Consider the following 17579-nt stretch of genomic DNA (forward strand, 5'->3'; position numbering starts at 1 on the left):
CCCGTGGCGGGTGGGTCAGTCCTGGTCGCGCGAGGCGCGGGCGGTGCGGTACGCCGGGCGGCGCAGGCGAGCGACGACGGGGTACTGCTCCAGGCCCGGGATCTTGTTCTGCACGGGGTCGAACGACAGCTGCTCGTCGCTGCCGGACAGGTCGTCGTCGACGGCGCGCTCGAGGTCCAGCCGGCCGAACTCGTGCCACGGGCCGAGGCCGCGGGCCCACGAGAGGGTCCAGGCCGAGCCGCCGTCCTCCTCGGCCGGCGGCACCGGCCAGGCGCCGAGGACCACGGGCCCGGTCGGCGTGCGGTAGGGCAGCAGCGTCGTCAGCGGGCGCTGGCCGCCCTCCCACCGCGGCACGAGCAGGTGGCGCAGCGGGCCGTTCCAGCCGGTGCTGGCGAAGAGCAGGTCGCCGGTCTCGCCCTCCTGGGTCAGGCGCAGCGCGAGGCCCCAGACGTCCGGCACCGGCTTCGGCAGGCCGACTCCGCGGGAGAGACGGGCGGTGACGGCCGTCTGGCCCGGGCGGTCGAGCAGGTCGACCCCCGTCTCGGCGCCGTCCTCGGCGCCGTGCCGCGTCAGCACCCCCTCGACGACGGTGCCGGCGGGGTGCAGCGGCTTGCCGGCCGGGCGCACGGCGGCGACGGTGCGGGTCGCGCCGGCGAGCGCGCCTCCGGCGACGCTGGCGAGGGTGCGGACGGTGCGCTTGGCGGGGTCGATCACGGTGCCTCCTGGGAGGGTCGGTGGTGCCCGGGCGCGACGGGGGCCGCCGGGGAGGAGCCCGGGCGGGGCTCGGGTACCGGTGCCCGAGGGCCGGGACCCCATGCCTGTGATCCTCTGCGCACACGCACAATGGGGGAGTGACGGTGGACGTGCGGGTGGACGATCGGGCGGTCCCCGCGACCGCCGACGTGGTGGCGGCGCTCGCGCGCCGGGGCGTGGACGACGTCGACGTCTCGACGGTGACGCGCGCGGCGTTCTCCTCCGACGCCTCCCTCTACCGCGTCGTCCCGCAGGCCGTGGTGCGCCCGCGGCACGCCGACGAGCTCGCGGCGGTCGTCGACGTGGCACGCGAGCTGCGCGTCCCGGTGACGATGCGCGGCGCCGGCACCTCGATCGCCGGCAACGCGGTGGGCCCCGGCCTCGTGGTCGACACGCTCAAGCACCTGAACAAGGTGCTCTCGGTCGACGCCGAGGCCGGCACGGCGGTCGTCGAGCCCGGCACGGTGCACGCCGTGCTGCAGCGCGCCGCGACCCCGCTCGGCTGGCGCTTCGGCCCCGACCCCTCGACCCACACCCGCTGCACGATCGGCGGGATGATCGGCAACAACGCGTGCGGGTCGCGCGCCCTGGGCTACGGGCGCATGGTCGACAACGTCGAGGGCCTCTCCGTCGTGCTGGGCACGGGCGAGGAGCTGCGCCTCGACGCCGGTACGGCGGCCCGCGACGCCGGCGGCTCCGTCGCGGCCCTCGACCGGCTCGCGGCCGAGAACCTCGGCCCCATCCGCACCCAGTTCGGGCGCTTCACGCGCCAGGTGTCGGGCTACTCCCTCGAGCACCTGCTGCCGGAGAACGGCCGCCGCGTCGACCGGTTCCTCACGGGCTCCGAGGGCACGCTCGGCGTCGTCACCCAGGCGACCGTGCGGCTCGTGCGCGACGCTCCGGCCCGCACGATGGCGGTGCTCGGCTACCCCTCGATGATCGAGGCCGCCGACGCCGTTCCCGCGCTGCTGGCCCACCCGCTCGTGGCCTGCGAGGGCCTCGACGCCCGGATCGTCGACCTGGTGCGCGCGGCCGGGAAGTCCGTGCCCGACCTGCCGCGCGGGGCGGGCTGCCTGTTCGCCGAGGTCACCGGCGAGACCGTCGCGCAGACGCAGGCGGTGCTCGCCGAGGTGGTCGCCGCCTCCGGCGCCCTCGACAGCCGCATCGTGCTGGATCCGGCCGAGTCGGCCGCGCTGTGGCGCATCCGCGAGGACGGGGCCGGGCTGGCGAGCCGCTCGCTGAGCCGGCCGGCGTACTCGGGGTGGGAGGACGCCGCCGTGCCCCCGCAGCACCTCGGCGCCTGGCTCCGCGACTTCGACGCGCTGCTGCGCGAGTTCGACCTCGACGGCGTGCCCTACGGCCACTTCGGCGACGGCTGCGTGCACGTGCGCATCGACTTCCCCCTGGCGCGCGGCGCCGCCTCGCCCGAGGAGGGCCGCGCGGTCTTCCGCGGGTTCATGGAGGCCGCGGCCGCCGCGCTCGCGACGTACGGCGGGTCGCTGTCGGGCGAGCACGGCGACGGCCGGCACCGCTCCGAGCTGCTGGCGACGATGTACGACGCCGAGGCCCTCGCGCTGTTCGGCCGCGTCAAGGCGATCTGCGACCCGCTGGGCGTGCTCAACCCCGGCAACATCACCGACCCGGCGCCGCTCGACGCCGACCTGCGTCTGTCGCGCCCACGCCACCGCGAGCCGCTGCCGCTCCTGCGCTTCACCCACGACGAGGGCTCGATGGGCGACGCCGTGCACCGCTGCACCGGCGTCGGCAAGTGCGTCGTCGGCGGCACCGGCCCCTCGACCGGGGTGATGTGCCCGTCGTACGCGGCCACCCGCGAGGAGAAGGACTCCACCCGCGGGCGGGCCCGCGTGCTGCAGGAGGCCCTGTCCGGCGGCTTCGTCGACGGCGTGGAGGACCCGGCGGTCCACGAGGCGCTCGACCTGTGCCTGGCCTGCAAGGGCTGCGCCAACGACTGCCCGACCGGCATCGACATGGCGACGTACAAGTCCGAGGTCCTGCACCAGACGTACGCCGGGAGGCGCCGCCCGCGCAGCCACTACGTGCTCGGCCGCCTGCCCATGTGGGCCCGGCTGACCGCGCCCGTCGCGGGCCTGGCCAACACCTCGCTCAAGGCGGGCCCCGTGGCGCGCCTGGCCCGGTCGGTGGCCGGCGTCGACCAGCGCCGCAGCCTCCCCTCGTTCGCGTCGCGCACGCTGCGCCGCTCGGCGCGCTCGCAGGGCACCGCCGCGCGGCTGGGCGCGGCCGAGCAGCCGGACGTGTGGATCTGGGCCGACTCGTTCACCAACCACTTCCTGCCCGCCAGCGGTCTCGCCGCGGTGCGCTTCCTCGAGGCGTCCGGCCTGCGGGTGCGCGTCATCGACGAGCGCGCCTGCTGCGGCCTGACCTGGGTGACGACCGGCCAGCTCGACACCGCGCGCAGGATCGCGGGGCGCACGGCCGCCACGCTCGCGCCGTACGTCGCCTCCGGCGTGCCGGTCGTCGGGATCGAGCCGTCGTGCACCGCGACGCTGCGCTCCGACCTGGAGGAGCTGAGCGACGCGCCCGAGGCCGCCGCGGTGGCCCACGGGGTGCTGACGTTCGGCGAGCTGCTGGCGCGGCTCGTCGAGGAGGGGCGCGTGACGCTGCCCGACCTGACCGGCACGACGGTCGTCGCCCAGCCGCACTGCCACCAGGCGTCGATCACCGGGTGGGACGCCGATGAGCGGCTGCTCAAGGCCATGGGCGCCGCGGTGACGCGTGTCGGCGGGTGCTGCGGGCTCGCGGGCAACTTCGGCGTCGAGCAGGGGCACTACGAGGTGTCGGTCGCGGTCGCCGAGACCCAGCTGCTGCCCGCCGTGCGTGCGGCGCGGGAGGAGGACCCCGCCACCGTCGTGCTGGCCGACGGCATGAGCTGCAAGATCCAGCTCGACGACCTCGCCGACGTGCCGGCGCTGCACCTCGCCGAGCTGCTGGCCAGCCGCGTCTGACAGCGGCGCCCCACCGGCGGAATGCCGGCGGGGCGCGCGACGTTCGCACCCACCGTGACCGGACCAGCGAACGCGACCGAGCCCACCGACGCCCTGCCCGACGGCGAGACCACCCCGCTGCTCTTCACGCCGACGACGCTGCGGGGCGTGACGTTCCCGAACCGGGTGTGGCTGGCGCCGATGTGCCAGTACTCGGCGACGGACGGGGTGCCGAACGACTGGCACCTGGCCCACCTCGGCGCGCGCGTCACCGGCGGCTTCGGCCTCGTCCTCACCGAGGCGGCCGCGGTCGTGCCCGAGGGGCGGATCAGCCCCGAGGACGCCGGCATCTGGAACGACGAGCAGGTCGCCGCCTGGCGCCGCATCACCGACTTCGCGCACACGTGGTCGCCCTTCGGCTCCACCCCGATCGGCATCCAGCTCGCCCACGCCGGCCGCAAGGCGTCGACCTGGGCGCCGTGGCGGGGCGGGCAGGACGGCTCGGGCCAGGGCCGCGGCTCGGTGCCGCTCGACCAGGGCGGCTGGGTCACGCAGGCGCCGAGCGCCGACGCCTTCGAGGGCTTCGCCGAGCCCGCCGCGCTCACCACCGACGAGGTCGCCGGGGTCGTGCAGGCCTTCGCGGACGGCGCCCGCCGCGCCGACGAGGCCGGCTTCGACGTCGTCGAGCTGCACGCGGCCCACGGCTACCTGCTGCACCAGTTCCTCAGCCCGCTGTCGAACCACCGCGAGGACGCCTACGGCGGCTCGTTCGAGAACCGCACCCGCATCGTCGTCGAGGCCGCCGCCGCCGTGCGCGCCGTGTGGCCCGAGCACAAGCCGCTGCTGGTGCGCATCTCCGCGACCGACTGGGTGGAGGGCGGCTGGACCACCGAGGAGTCCACGCGGCTCGCCGGCCTGCTGGCCGAGCACGGTGTCGACCTCGTCGACGTCTCCTCCGGCGGTCTCGACGCCCGCCAGCAGATCGAGGTCGGCCCCGGCTACCAGGTGCCCCTGGCCGCCGCGGTGCGCGCGGGCGGGCTGCCCGTCGGCGCCGTCGGCCTCATCACCGAGCCCGACCAGGCCGAGCAGGTGCTCGCCGAGGGCCACGCCGACGTGGTGCTCCTGGCCCGCGCCGCCCTGCGCGAGCCCGCTTGGCCCCAGCGCGCCGCGCACGAGCTCGGCCTGACGTGGCGGGACGCGCCGTACCCCGACCAGTACACCCGCGGCGCCTGGCGGTGAGGCGCCGATCGGCGGCGATGGGGGCCGACCCGGGGCGCGACCTAGACTCGGCCCCGTGAACCCCCGCCACCGCCGCCTCGTCATCCCCCTGGCCCTGGTGGCACTGCTCGTCGTGGTCGTCGTCGCCGCGATCGTGTGACGCCGTGACCGAACCCCTCCTGCGCGTCCTCGCCCGCATGCGGTCCTACGTGCTCGACCCCGACGTGCTGGTGCGTGCCGTCGCCTCGGGTCGCCAGAAGGGCACCGAGCCCCGCTGGCGCCGCGCCGAGCTGCGGTACGTCGACCTCAAGGCCGGGCGCCACCTGCAGGTGACGACGTACGACGCGACGCAGGCCCACACGAGCAACCACCCGGCCGGCTCGGTCGCGGCCCGCGAGGCGGTCGACGCGCTGCTCGACGAGCCGTTCGCGAGCTGGCACGTCGACACCACCACGCAGCAGCACCAGGTGCGCGTCACCAAGCGCCTCGAGGCCGTGGTGCACACGACCGACCGCGAGGAGGAGGTCGAGCCCGAGCGCGGTCACGACCGCGACAAGGACCGTCTCCTCGCCCCCGACGACCCGGTGCTGTGCGCCCTCGGCATCGCCGACGCGCAGGGTCGGGTCAAGCCGAGCCGCCAGGCGAAGTACCGCCAGGTCGAGGAGTTCTGCCGGCTGCTCGACGCGGCCGTCGGCGACGCCCTCGCCAAGGGGCACCTGCGCCGGCCCACCGCGGCCGAGCCGCTGCGCATCGTCGACCTCGGCTGCGGCAACGCCTACCTGACCTTCGCCGCGCACCGCTTCCTCACCCACGTGCGGGGACTGCCCGTCCACCTCGTCGGGGTGGACGTCAAGGAGCAGTCCCGCGAGCACAACACGGGCGTGGCCGCCGCGCTCGGCGTGGCCGACGAGGTGGAGTTCGTCGTCGGCACCATCGCCGCGGCCCAGCCCCCGGAGCGCCCCGAGGTCGTGCTGGCCCTGCACGCGTGCGACACCGCCACCGACGAGGCCCTCGCCCGCGCGGTCGAGTGGGACGCCTCCCTCGTGCTCGCCGCCCCCTGCTGCCACCACGACGTCGCCGCGCAGCTGCGCAAGGCGCCGACCCCCGCGCCGTACCAGGCCCTGACCCGCCACGGCATCCTGCGCGAGCGGTTCGCCGACACCCTCACCGACGGGCTGCGGGCCTCGCTGCTGCGGCTGTCGGGCTACCGCGTCGAGGTCGTGCAGTTCGTGGAGAGCCAGCACACGCCGCGCAACACCCTGCTCCGCGCCGTGCGCACCGGCTCGCCGGTGAGGGGCGGCGGCGCCCGCAAGGAGTACGACGAGCTCGTCGCCACCTGGAGCATCCGCCCGCGCCTGGCGGAGCTGCTCGAGGCCGCCGGCCGGCGGTGAGGGCGGTGCTCCTGCGGACCGCGGCCGTCGGGCTGCTGGCGCTGCCGTTCGCCGTCGGCGCCGCCACCGCACCCGCCCCCGTCGCGGAGGAGGGCACCGAGGTCACCCGCTTCACCGACTCCCGGATCAACGAGTCGAGCGGGCTGGCCCTGGTCGACGGCCGCCTCGTCACCGTCAACGACTCGGGTGACTCCGGGCGGGTGTTCGTCGTCGACCCCGCGACGGGCGACACGGTCGGCGTCACCTCGTGGGCCGCCGAGCCCCGCGACGTCGAGGCCCTCGCCCCGGCGTACGACGACGGCGAGCCGACGGGCGAGGTCTGGGTCGCCGACATCGGCGACAACCGCGCGGTGCGCGAGACGGTCGAGCTGCTGCGCGTGCCCGTCGGCACCGGTGACCGCGAGGTGGAGCCGGAGGCCTTCACGCTGACCTACGCCGACGGCCCGCGCGACGCGGAGTCGCTGCTCGTCGACCCCGCCACCGGCGACCTCGTCGTCGTCAGCAAGGGCGTGCTCGGCGGGTCGTTCTACCGGGTGCCGAGCCCGCTCGACCCCGACGGGCCCAACGTGATGGAGCCCCTCGGGCCCGCGGTCGGCATCGCCACCGACGCGGCCTTCCTCCCCGACGGGCGCCACCTCGTCGTCCGCACCTACGGCGAGGCCGTCGTCTACTCCTGGCCCGACCTCGCCTCCCGGGGGCGCTTCGCGTTGCCGGACCAGCCCCAGGGCGAGGCGGTCGCCGTCGATCCCGCCGACCCGGACGCGCTGCTGGTGACCAGCGAGGGCGTCGAGCAGCCGGTGCTGCGGGTCGCGCTGCCGCCCGCGGTGCTCGCCACCGTCGGCGGCCCCGCGCCGGGCACGTCGGACGGGTCCGGCGGGCCGGGCGGGACGGGTGAGACGGGCGGGTCCGGTGAGAGCGAGGCGCCCACCGGCTCGGCCGGGTCGGCGACACCGTCCGACGGCCCCCAGTGGGGGTGGCTCGCGGGCGGGGTGGCCGTCGTGCTCCTGGCGTCGGCGGTGCTCGTGCTGGTCGGCCGGCTCGCGCTGGGCGCCCTGCGGGCGGCGCGCCGCGGGACGCCGGGGCGACGCCGGTGAGCGCCGTACCCGTCGTCGACGACGCCGAGCGGCGCGCCCGCCTCGGCCGGCGGCACGGGATCGCGCCCGCCCACCGCGCGCCCGACGCCGTCGCGGCGGTGCGGGCGATGACGGTGCTGCACGCCACCGAGCCCGCCACCGTGCACCTGTCGCTGCACGCGCGGGTCGACGGCCTGACGAACGCCGACGTCGACCACGAGCTCGAGACCAGCCGCGCCCTGGTCAAGCAGCTGGCGATGCGCCGGACCCTCTTCGTGTTCCCGCGCGACCTGCTGCCCGCGGCGTGGGGGTCGGCCAGCGCCCGCGTGCTGGCGGCCGAGCGCAACCGCATCGCGAAGGACGTCGTGGCCCTCGGCGTCGCGCCGGACGGCCACGCCTGGCTCGACGCGGTCCGCGCCCGCGTCCTCGACCTCCTCGCCGACGCCCCCGACGGCCTCACCGCCCTCGAGCTGCGCCCGCTGGTGCCCGAGCTGGCCACGCCGGAGGCGCTCGCGGCGGGCGCCGGCCAGCTGGCCTCGCGCGTCGTCACCAACCTCGGGCTCTCCACCCACCTCGTGCGCGGCGCGAACACCCAGCACTGGCGGCTCTCCCGGCCGCGCTGGACGCTGATGGACCGCTGGCTCGACACGGTGCCCGCCCCGATGGACGAGGCCGCCGGGTACGCCGTCCTCGTCGACCGCTGGCTGCGCACCTTCGGCCCCGGCACCGAGGCCGACCTGGTCTGGTGGCTGGGCGCCACCAAGGGCGCGGTACGACGCGCGCTCGCCGATGTGGCCGCGGTGCCCGTCGCGCTCGAGGGCGGGAGCGCGGGCTGGGTCGCCGCCGACGACCCCGTGCTGGCGGGGGAGCGGACCGAGGTGGAGCCCTGGGCGGCGCTGCTCCCGGTGCTCGACCCGACCGTCATGGGGTGGCGGGAACGCGACTTCCACCTCGGACCCCACCAGCCGGTGCTCTTCGACCGCAACGGCAACGCCGGCACGACGGCCTGGTGGGACGGTCGCGTCGTGGGCTGCTGGACGCAGGACCCGGACGGCGCGGTGGCGGTGCGTCCCGTCGTACCCCTGCCGCCGGAGCCGGTCGCGGCGCTGCGGGTCGAGGCCGCCCGGCTGACCGCCTGGCTGGCGGGTGTGCGGGTCGGCACCGTCTACCCCTCCCCGGCCATGCGCGCCGACGAGGCGGACTGTCCGTACCCTGTGCTCCGTGCGTGAGCAGCCCGAGCAGCAAGCCCCTCCCGTCCAGCGGCTGCGGATCCGCTACGCCAAGCGGGGGCGGCTGCGCTTCACCAGCCACCGCGACTTCAGCCGGGCCTTCGAGCGGGCGGTGTTCCGGGCGCGGATCCCCATGGCCTACTCGTCGGGCTTCAACCCGCACCCCCGCATCTCCTACGCCAACGCGGCGCCGACGGGGTCGGCGAGCGAGGCGGAGTACCTCGAGATCGCCCTGGCCCAGCGCCTCGACCCCACGGCGGTCCACGCCGAGCTGGTCGAGGCCCTGCCCGTCGGCCTCGACGTCCTCGAGGTCGTCGAGTCGCCCGGCGGTTCCCTCGCCGACCTGCTGCAGGCCAGCCACTGGCGGATCGGTACGACGGCCCCCCTCGCCGTCGCCCGCGCCGCGGTCGAGGCGTTCCTCGCCGCCGACGAGGTGCTCGTCGAGCGGATGATGAAGAAGGGCCTGCGCGAGTTCGACTGCCGCTCCGCGGTCGTGCGGCTGGCGGTCGTGGAGCCGGCCGACGGGGATGACGCCGGGGGCGACGGCGGCACCGCCGAGCTCGACCTCCTGCTGCGCCACGGCGTGCCGTCGGTGCGCCCCGACGACGTGCTGACCGGCCTGCGCAACCTCACCGGGCTGGAGGTGGGGGAGGCGCCGCGCCTGACCCGCCTGGCCCAGGGGCCGTTCGACGAGACCGCCCAGGAGGTCGGCGACCCGCTCGCCGCGGGCAGGGCCTGACGACGTCGGTCGTGTGCGATACTCGCCGAGGCGTGGGTGTTCGGACAGCCCGCCGCGACGTGAGGCACGGAGCCGGTGACAGCGGCCCACGAGCCCGCGACCGCGGCAGCACCGCGACACCGCGCTGGCGGCACCGCCACCTGGCGGAGCGGCCCACGACAGGCTTAGCGCCCGCGCACCGGGCCACCGTTGCGCGAGCGACCCGACCACCCCGGGCGCCCGGCGTCCGGGGTCGACAGGAGCACAGTGCTCGAGAACCAGGTCGACCCGACCAACGACGAGACCCGCACCACCGACGGCACGGCGCAGGACGCGCCCGCCGCCCCCGAGGCGGCGCCCCCTCGGAAGCGTGCCCCCCGCAAGACCGCCTCCCGCGCCACGACGGCGCCCGCCGAGCCCGCGGACGAGGCCGCGCCCGACACGGCGCCGGCCGACGGCGATGCCCCCGAGGCCCCGGCAGCCCCCGCGAAGAAGGCCGCCGCCCGCAAGACCACCCGCGCGCCCCGCAAGAAGGCGGCTGCGGCTCCCGAGACCACCGCGCCCGAGGTGGCCGCGCCCGAGGCTGCCGCGCCCGAGGCTGCCGCGCCCGAGGTGGCCGCGCCGACGGCCGCCGCGGAGGCGGAGCTGACCCCCGAGGTCGCGCCCGAGGCGGCAGCGCCCGCGAAGAAGACCGCGCGCAAGAGCGCCGCCAAGAAGTCGACGCGCAAGCGGGCCGCCGCGCCCGCCGCGCCCGCCGAGCAGGCGGGTGAGCAGCCGGTCGAGGTCGCCGTCGACGCTCCCGTCGCCGTGCCCGTCGCCACCCCCGGCACCGAGGTGCTGGTGGTCGACGCGCCCGCCGAGGTGACCGGCGAGGCCGAGCAGGCCGGCGACGCCGTGCCGGCGAAGAAGGCCGCGACCCGCAAGACCGCCGCGCGCAAGACGGCAGCGAAGAAGACCACGGCCAAGAAGGCCACCGCGCGCACCCGTGCCGCCGAGGTCGCCCCCGAGGGCGCTGCCGAGGTCGCCCCCGAGGGTGCTCCGGAGGCCCCGCAGGCGCCCGAGGTCGCCGGTGCGCCGGGCGCCGCCGGCGTCCCGCTCTTCCAGGTGCCCGACGCCACGGCGACCCCGCGTCGGCGTACCCGCAAGCAGGCGGAGGCGCCCGCGCCCGTCGAGCCGCCCGTCGAGGTGGAGGACGAGGAGCTCGAGGACGCCGAGGCGGCCGCGGAGGCCGAGGCCACCGAGAGCACCGAGGCGACCGAGGTCGCCGGCATCGTCGAGTCGCTCGGCTCCGCGGGCGGGACCGACGCCGAGGGCTCCGACGACGCCGAGGACGCGGACGACGAGTCCGCGGACCGCGCCGACGACGGCTCCGACGACCAGGGCGAGGGGGGCGGCGCGCGCCGTCGTCGCCGCCGGGGCGGACGCCGCCGGCGCAAGTCGGGTGGCGGGGACCAGAACGGCGACCAGGGCGGTGACCAGGGCGACGGCGGGAACGACGGCGCCTCCGGCGACGCCGCCACGGCCGACACGTCCGGCGACACCTCCACGGACACCCCGGCCGGAGACGCCGAGGGCGGCGCGGGCCAGGCCGAGGGCGACGAGCCCGCCCAGGGCGGGCAGCGCCAGGGCGGGCGGGGTGGCCGCGGCGGCCGCGGCGGTCGCGGCGGTCGCGGCGCGGAGGAGCGCACCGACGGCCCCACCGACGGCACGGACGCCGCCGGCGACACCGAGGGCGACGCCGAGGGTGACGACGCGGGTGACGGCAACGACAACGGGGACGGCTCCGGCAGCGGCTCGTCGCGCCGCCGTCGCCGCCGTCGCCGCTCGGGCGACTCCGCGGGCGGCGGGAACGACGACCCGGAGAACACCGTCACGAAGGTGCGCTCCGCGCGCGCCGTCGAGGACGAGATCACGTCGATCTCCGGCTCCACGCGCCTCGAGGCCAAGAAGCAGCGTCGCCGCGACGGCCGCGAGGCCGGTCGCCGCCGTGCGCCCATCGTCAGCGAGGCCGAGTTCCTGGCCCGCCGCGAGGCCGTCGACCGCGTCATGGTCGTGCGGCAGAAGGGCGACCTGACGCAGATCGCCGTGCTCGAGGACAAGGTGCTCGTCGAGCACTACGTGGCCCGCGAGTCGCAGACCTCGATCATCGGCAACGTCTACGTCGGTCGCGTGCAGAACGTGCTGCCCTCGATGGAGGCGGCGTTCATCGACATCGGCAAGGGCCGCAACGCGGTGCTCTACGCCGGCGAGGTCAACTGGTCGGCGCTGGGCCACAAGGACGGGCAGCCGCGGAAGATCGAGTCGGTGCTGTCCTCGGGCCAGACGGTGCTGGTGCAGGTCACCAAGGACCCGATCGGCCACAAGGGCGCCCGCCTCACCAGCCAGGTCAGCCTGGCCGGCCGCTTCCTCGTCTACGTGCCCGACGGCACCACGAGCGGCATCTCGCGCAAGCTGCCCGACACCGAGCGCACGCGCCTCAAGACGCTGCTCAAGGAGATCGTCCCCGACACCGCGGGCGTCATCGTCCGCACGGCCGCCGAGGGCGCCAGCGAGGAGGAACTGACGGCCGACGTCGAGCGCCTCAAGGCCCGTTGGGAGGACATCGAGGCCCGCTCGGGCAAGGGCGGCGCGCCGCAGCTGCTGTACGGCGAGCCCGACCTGACCCTGAAGGTCGTCCGGGACCTGTTCACGGAGGACTTCTCGCGCCTCGTCATCGAGGGCGACGACGCCTGGCAGACGGTGTCGCAGTACGTCGCGGACGTGGCCCCCGACCTCGCCGACCGCCTCGAGCGGTACGAGCCCGACCGCTCGGCGAGCATCAGCAAGGACGTCTTCGAGAAGTTCCGCGTCGACGAGCAGATCGCGAAGGGCCTGGACCGCAAGGTGTGGCTGCCCTCCGGCGGCTCGCTGGTCATCGACCGCACCGAGGCCATGACGGTCGTCGACGTCAACACCGGCAAGTTCACCGGCTCCGGGGGCAACCTGGAGGAGACCGTCACGAAGAACAACCTCGAGGCGGCCGAGGAGATCGTGCGCCAGCTCCGGCTGCGCGACATCGGCGGCATCATCGTCGTCGACTTCATCGACATGGTGCTCGAGAGCAACCGCGACCTCGTGCTCCGCCGCATGGTGGAGTGCCTGAGCCGCGACCGCACGCGCCACCAGGTCGCCGAGGTCACCTCGCTGGGCCTCGTGCAGATGACGCGCAAGCGCATCGGCACGGGCCTGCTCGAGTCCTTCAGCGAGAACTGCACCCACTGCCAGGGCCGCGGCGTCGTCATCCACGACCACCCGGTCGACCCGAACAAGGGCGGCGGCAACGGCGGCGGGAACAACGGCGGCGGCAACGGCGGGGGTGACGACGACCGTCGCTCCGGCGGCCGGCGCGGCCGCGGTCGCGGCAAGGGCGGCGAGCAGGCCGAGTCGCGCCCGACGCCCCCGAAGGTGCCCACGCCGGCCGAGATCGCCGCGATGGCCCGGCCCGCCCCGGCGGCCGACGACGTCCCCGGCGACGACGCCGTCGACCCGTCGGTCGACGCACCGGTGGAGGCCCCCGCGGCCGACGCCACCGACGTCGCCGAGGTGGCCGAGGTCGTCGAGACCGCCGCTCGCCACGACGCGGAGAGCGCCGTCGAGGTCGTGGCCGCCGCCGAGTCGGCCGACCCCGACGACGAGGTCCTCGAGGCCGAGCCGACCGCCGACCCGACCGCCGAGCCGGTCACCGCGCCGGAGCCGGCGCCGGCGACCACCGGCCCGGTGACGCGCTCGGTCCAGCGCACGGCGCGCACGGCGAAGGTCGTCGCGACCAAGGAGGCCGTCGTGCTGACGGTCGACCCAGCGGCGGAGCCGACCGCGCCGGTCGTCACGCCGGCGCCGAGCGTGACCGTCGTGACGCGGACGCGCCGCGGCGTACCGTCCTCCGACTGACGCGCCACCCCGCACCACGACCGACGGCCCCCGGGACCCCCCGGGGGCCGTCGGCGTCCGTCGTCAAGCAGGTCCACGCCTCGGGAAGCCCTGGGCGCGCCGTACTAACCCGAGTAAGTTGCTCGACATTGCGTCAGTCGACGACCGAGAGGTGCGCCCATGTCCTACCGTCCCGAGACCCTCGCCGTGCACGCCGGGCAGGAGGAGGCCGACCCGGCCACGAACGCCCGCGCGGTGCCGATCTACCAGACGACGTCCTACGTCTTCGACGACACCGAGCACGCGGCCAACCTGTTCTCGCTGGCCGAGCCGGGCAACATCTACACGCGGATCATGAACCCGACCCAGTCGGTGTTCGAGGACCGGCTGACCCAGCTCGAGGGCGGGGTCGGCGCGCTGGCCACGGCGTCGGGGTCGGCGGCGGTGACCTACGCGGTGCTCAACCTGACCTACGCGGGCGACAACATCGTCGCGCTGTCGACGCTGTACGGCGGCACGTACGCCCTCTTCGCCCACACGCTGCCGCAGTTCGGCGTCGAGGTGCGCTTCGTCGACCCGGGCGACCCGCAGGCGCTGGACGCGGCGGTCGACGAGCGCACCAAGCTGGTGTTCGCCGAGACGATCGGCAACCCGCGCCTCAACGTCGTCGACATCCGGGCGTGGGCCGACGCGGCGCACGCGCACGGGCTGCCGTTGATCGTCGACAACACCACGCCGACGCCGTACCTCGCGCGCGTCTTCGACCACGGCGCGGACGTCGCGGTGCACTCGGCGACGAAGTACATCGGCGGCCACGGCACGTCGGTCGGCGGCATCATCGTGGACTCCGGCAACTTCGACTGGGCGGCGCACGCCGAGCGATTCCCCGGGCTGACGCAGCCCGACGCGGCGTACCACGGGGTGGTGTGGACCGAGGCGGTCGGCAACCTGGCCTACATCATCCGGGCGCGCACGGTGCTGCTGCGCAACACGGGGGCGGCCGTCGCGCCGCTGAACTCGTGGCTGTTCCTCCAGGGCCTCGAGACGCTGCACCTGCGCCTCGAGCGCCACAGCGCGAACGCGCTGCGGATCGCGGAGTGGCTGCAGGGCCACGACGCGGTGGCGTGGGTCAGCTACCCCGGGCTCGAGGGCGACCCGAGCAAGGAGGTCGCCGACCGCATCCTCACGGGCAAGGGGTACGGCGGGCTCGTCAGCTTCGGCCTGCGCTCGGGTCGCGACGGCGGCCGCCGGTTCGTCGAGGCGCTCGAGCTGTTCAGCCACCTGGCCAACATCGGCGACGCCAAGTCGCTGGCCATCCACAACGCCACGACGACCCACAGCCAGCTCACGACCGAGGAACTCGAGGCCGCCGGCGTGCCGGAGGACCTCGTGCGGCTGTCGGTGGGCATCGAGAACGTCGACGACCTCATCGCCGACCTCGAGCAGGCGCTCACCCAGGCGAAGTGACCCGCGACCCCCGGTGAGCGAGCCCGTCGCGTCCGCCGACCCCGCGCCCCGCACGCTCGTGCGGGGCGACGGGGTCGGTCACGTTGTCACGCGCACCGCCGTGGTCGCGACCCCCGAGGACCCCCTCGTGCTCGCCGGGGGAGGGGTGCTCGAGCACGTCGAGGTGGCCTACGAGACGTACGGCGAGCTGTCCCCGGCCCGCGACAACGTCGTGCTCGTCGCCCACGCCCTGACCGGGGACGCGCACGCCGCGGGCCACCACGGCGACCCGTCGCGGCGGGGGTGGTGGGACGACCTGATCGGACCGGGCCGGGCGGTCGACACCGACCGGTGGTTCGTCGTGTGCCCCAACCTGCTGGGGGGCTGCCGGGGCACCACCGGTCCGTCGTCGGTCGATCCCGCGACGGGGCGTCCGTACGGCCCCGACTTCCCCGAGCTCGCGGTGCGGGACCTCGTGAGCGTTCACCGCCGGCTGCTCGACGTGCTCGGCATCGGTGCCGTGCACGCCGGGGTCGGTGGGTCGCTCGGGGGCATGCAGGTGCTGCAGTGGCTGGGCGACGAGCCGGGGCGGGTACGGCGCGCCGTGCTCGTCGCGGCCACCGCGCGCCTCACCGCGGAGAACATCGGCTTCTCCGCGGTCGCGCGGGAGGCCATCACCTCCGACCCCGACTTCCACGGCGGCCGGTACGCCGAGCACGGCGTCGCCCCCGCCCGGGGGCTCAAGGTGGCGCGGATGATGGCCCACATCACCTACGTGTCGGCGCGGGGCCTGGAGGAGAAGTACGGCCGCGCCGGCATCGAGGGCTACCTCCAGCACCAGGGCGAGTCGTTCGTGCGGCGCTTCGACGCCGGGTCCTACCTCGTCCTGACCCGCGTGCTCGACCGGTTCGACCCCTTCGCCGACCCGGGCTTCTCGCCGGCCGTCGCGTCGGGCGACCCGGACGTGCTGGCCATCAGCTTCGACTCCGACTGGCGCTTCGGCACGGCGCACTCGGCGTTCCTCGTCGACCGGCTCGCGGCAGCCGGCGTACGCGTGCGGCACGAGGAGCTCGCCTCGCCGTGGGGCCACGACTCGTTCCTGCTCCGCCCGCCCGGCTACCACGAGCTCGTGGCCGAGTTCCTGGAGGCGTGACGGGGGATCGGGGCGCGCGTGCGCCGGCGCGGTGGTCGAGGTGGCGGCGCTGGTCCGGTGGTCGAGGTGGTACTGATTCCGGTGGTCGAGGTGGCTGCGCTGGTCCGGTGGTTGAGGTGGCCGCCCCAGCGGCCCTCGAAACCACGACCGGGGTGGGAGGCGTCAGTGCGAACCCGCCTCGACCTGCGGAAACTCGACCTGTGGACAGGCGTCGTCTCTGGTCAGAACTGTCGGTGGCCCCTGGTGTCATGGACCCATGACCGAGACCGCGCTGCACCCCCTGGCCGGGGTCGTCGCGCGTCTCGACGAGGCCATCGACGACGGCTTCGAGGTCGGACTCCTGACGCTGGGCCCGGCCGAGACGGGTGCCGCGCTGGTCGAGCTCGAGCGGGCGGCCAACCGTCTCACGGCCCTGCAGTCCAAGCTCCTGGCGCACGCCACTGAGGTGCGGGTCGAGGATCACACGGGGGCGCCGTCGACCGCGGTGTGGTTCGCGAGCGCCACGGCCACCACCCGCGCGGAGGCGCACCGTCGGGTGCGGGCGGCGGTGACGATCGACGAGCAGTACGACGCGCTCGCCGCCGCGGGCAGCTCCGGCGCCGTCTCGCAAGACCAGACCGAGGTCATTGTTCGGGCCCTCGACGACCTCGGCGACGGTGTTCCGCCTCAGGTCCGAGTCGAGGCGGAACAGACGCTGGTCGGGTTCGCCCGCGAGCACGACGCCAAGGCTCTCCGCGTGCTGGGCCGGCGGATCCTCGACGTCGTCGCGCCCGCTGTCGGTGAGGCGCGTGAGGCGGAGCTGTTGGCGCGGGAGGAGCGCGAGGCGGCCGCGAAGATCCGACTCATGCTGCGCGAGGACGGCCAGGGCTGTGTCCACGGCCGGTTCACGGTGCCGGAGCTGCACGGCGCGATGTTCGCCAAGATGCTCGACGCGATCGCGTCCCCCCGGCGTGCTCACCTGCGTGATGAGGCCGCCGACGCCCCCGCCGACCCGCGCCCGTCGTGGGAGCGTCGCGGCCAGGCGTTCGTGGAGCTCATCGAGCGGATGCGCGACGCCGATCTGCCCGATGCCGCCGGGGCTGGCGCGACGGTCGTGGTGACGATGCAGGTCGACACCCTCACCGGAGGTCTGGCCGCGGCGTCGCTCGACACCGGCCACCGCATCTCTCCGGGTGAGGCCCGCCGCCTGGCGTGCGGTGCAGACCTGGTGCCGGCCGTGCTCGGCACGAAGAGCGAGGTCCTCGACCTCGGCCGCACCGCCCGGTTCCACACCAAACCCCAACGCATCGCGATGATCCTGCGCGACGGCGGCTGCACCGCGGACGGATGCGACGCCCCACCGCACTGGTGCGAGGCGCACCACGACCACCCCTGGTCGAGGGGAGGCCACACCTCCGTCGAACGCGGACGGTTGCTGTGCTGGCGCCACCACCGCGTGGCCCACGACCCGACGTACCTCACCGAGACCCTTGGCACCGGCAAGCTCAGGTTCACCCGACGGGTCTGATGAGCCCGGATGTCTGACACGTGGTTTCGAGGGCCGCCGGGGCGGCCACCTCAACCACCGGAATGGGCCGGCGGGCCACCTCGCCACCGCACTGACGCGCGACCCCTCAGCCACCGCACTGCCGCGCCTCAGTCACCGCGCTGCCGCGCGCCGCGCGGCCACCTCGACAGGTCGCACGTCGAGTCTGCGTACTCACGCGCGGCCGGGCGCCGCGGCGCGACG

The 17579-nt window shown here is 75.7% G+C and carries 11 protein-coding genes; 10 read left to right on the plus strand and 1 reads right to left on the minus strand.

What is annotated here, in order from left to right; translation table 11 throughout:
- Nucleotides 1-15: 15 nt before the first annotated feature.
- A complete protein-coding gene (locus INN71_RS00865) occupies nt 16-714 on the minus strand; it encodes a hypothetical protein (RefSeq protein WP_277497338.1) in 699 nt (232 codons plus the stop codon).
- Between the two features lie 137 nt (nt 715-851).
- Here INN71_RS00865 and INN71_RS00870 point away from each other — a divergent pair, with 137 nt between their 5' ends.
- The 10 genes from INN71_RS00870 to INN71_RS00915 all read left to right on the plus strand — a co-directional run bounded on the left by INN71_RS00870 (nt 852) and on the right by INN71_RS00915 (nt 17357).
- Nucleotides 852-3737, plus strand: a complete 2886-nt coding sequence (locus tag INN71_RS00870) for an FAD-binding and (Fe-S)-binding domain-containing protein (protein ID WP_277497337.1) — start codon at nt 852-854, stop codon at nt 3735-3737.
- Between the two features lie 93 nt (nt 3738-3830).
- The gene (locus INN71_RS00875; protein ID WP_277497501.1) at nt 3831-4955 is read left to right on the plus strand and encodes an NADH:flavin oxidoreductase/NADH oxidase; all 1125 of its coding nucleotides are present in this window, start codon (nt 3831-3833) and stop codon (nt 4953-4955) included.
- 143 nt (nt 4956-5098) lie between these two features.
- Complete coding sequence (locus INN71_RS00880) at nt 5099-6325, plus strand: SAM-dependent methyltransferase (RefSeq protein WP_277497336.1); 1227 nt, start codon at nt 5099-5101, stop codon at nt 6323-6325.
- 5 nt (nt 6326-6330) lie between these two features.
- Nucleotides 6331-7419 (plus strand): hypothetical protein, encoded by a 1089-nt coding sequence (locus INN71_RS00885; protein WP_277497335.1) that lies wholly within the window; start codon nt 6331-6333, stop codon nt 7417-7419.
- Complete coding sequence (locus INN71_RS00890) at nt 7416-8627, plus strand: winged helix DNA-binding domain-containing protein (protein ID WP_277497334.1); 1212 nt, start codon at nt 7416-7418, stop codon at nt 8625-8627. Before INN71_RS00885 ends, INN71_RS00890 begins: the two co-directional genes overlap by 4 nt.
- Entirely contained in the window at nt 8620-9366 is a 747-nt protein-coding gene (locus tag INN71_RS00895; RefSeq protein ID WP_277497333.1) for a TIGR03936 family radical SAM-associated protein, read from the plus strand. The genes INN71_RS00890 and INN71_RS00895 overlap by 8 nt, the downstream gene beginning before the upstream one ends.
- Nucleotides 9367-9612: 246 nt before the next feature.
- Nucleotides 9613-13272, plus strand: a complete 3660-nt coding sequence (locus tag INN71_RS00900; protein WP_301799225.1) for a ribonuclease E/G — start codon at nt 9613-9615, stop codon at nt 13270-13272.
- A gap of 159 nt (nt 13273-13431) precedes the next feature.
- Nucleotides 13432-14718 (plus strand): O-acetylhomoserine aminocarboxypropyltransferase/cysteine synthase family protein, encoded by a 1287-nt coding sequence (locus INN71_RS00905; RefSeq protein ID WP_277499177.1) that lies wholly within the window; start codon nt 13432-13434, stop codon nt 14716-14718.
- 13 nt (nt 14719-14731) lie between these two features.
- A complete protein-coding gene (locus INN71_RS00910; RefSeq protein ID WP_277499180.1) occupies nt 14732-15850 on the plus strand; it encodes a homoserine O-acetyltransferase in 1119 nt (372 codons plus the stop codon).
- Between the two features lie 256 nt (nt 15851-16106).
- A complete protein-coding gene (locus tag INN71_RS00915; RefSeq protein ID WP_277499183.1) occupies nt 16107-17357 on the plus strand; it encodes an HNH endonuclease signature motif containing protein in 1251 nt (416 codons plus the stop codon).
- Nucleotides 17358-17579 lie beyond the last annotated feature (222 nt).

Origin of the sequence: Nocardioides sp. ChNu-153, from assembly GCF_030466625.1 — a bacterium.
Lineage (GTDB): Bacteria > Actinomycetota > Actinomycetes > Propionibacteriales > Nocardioidaceae > Nocardioides.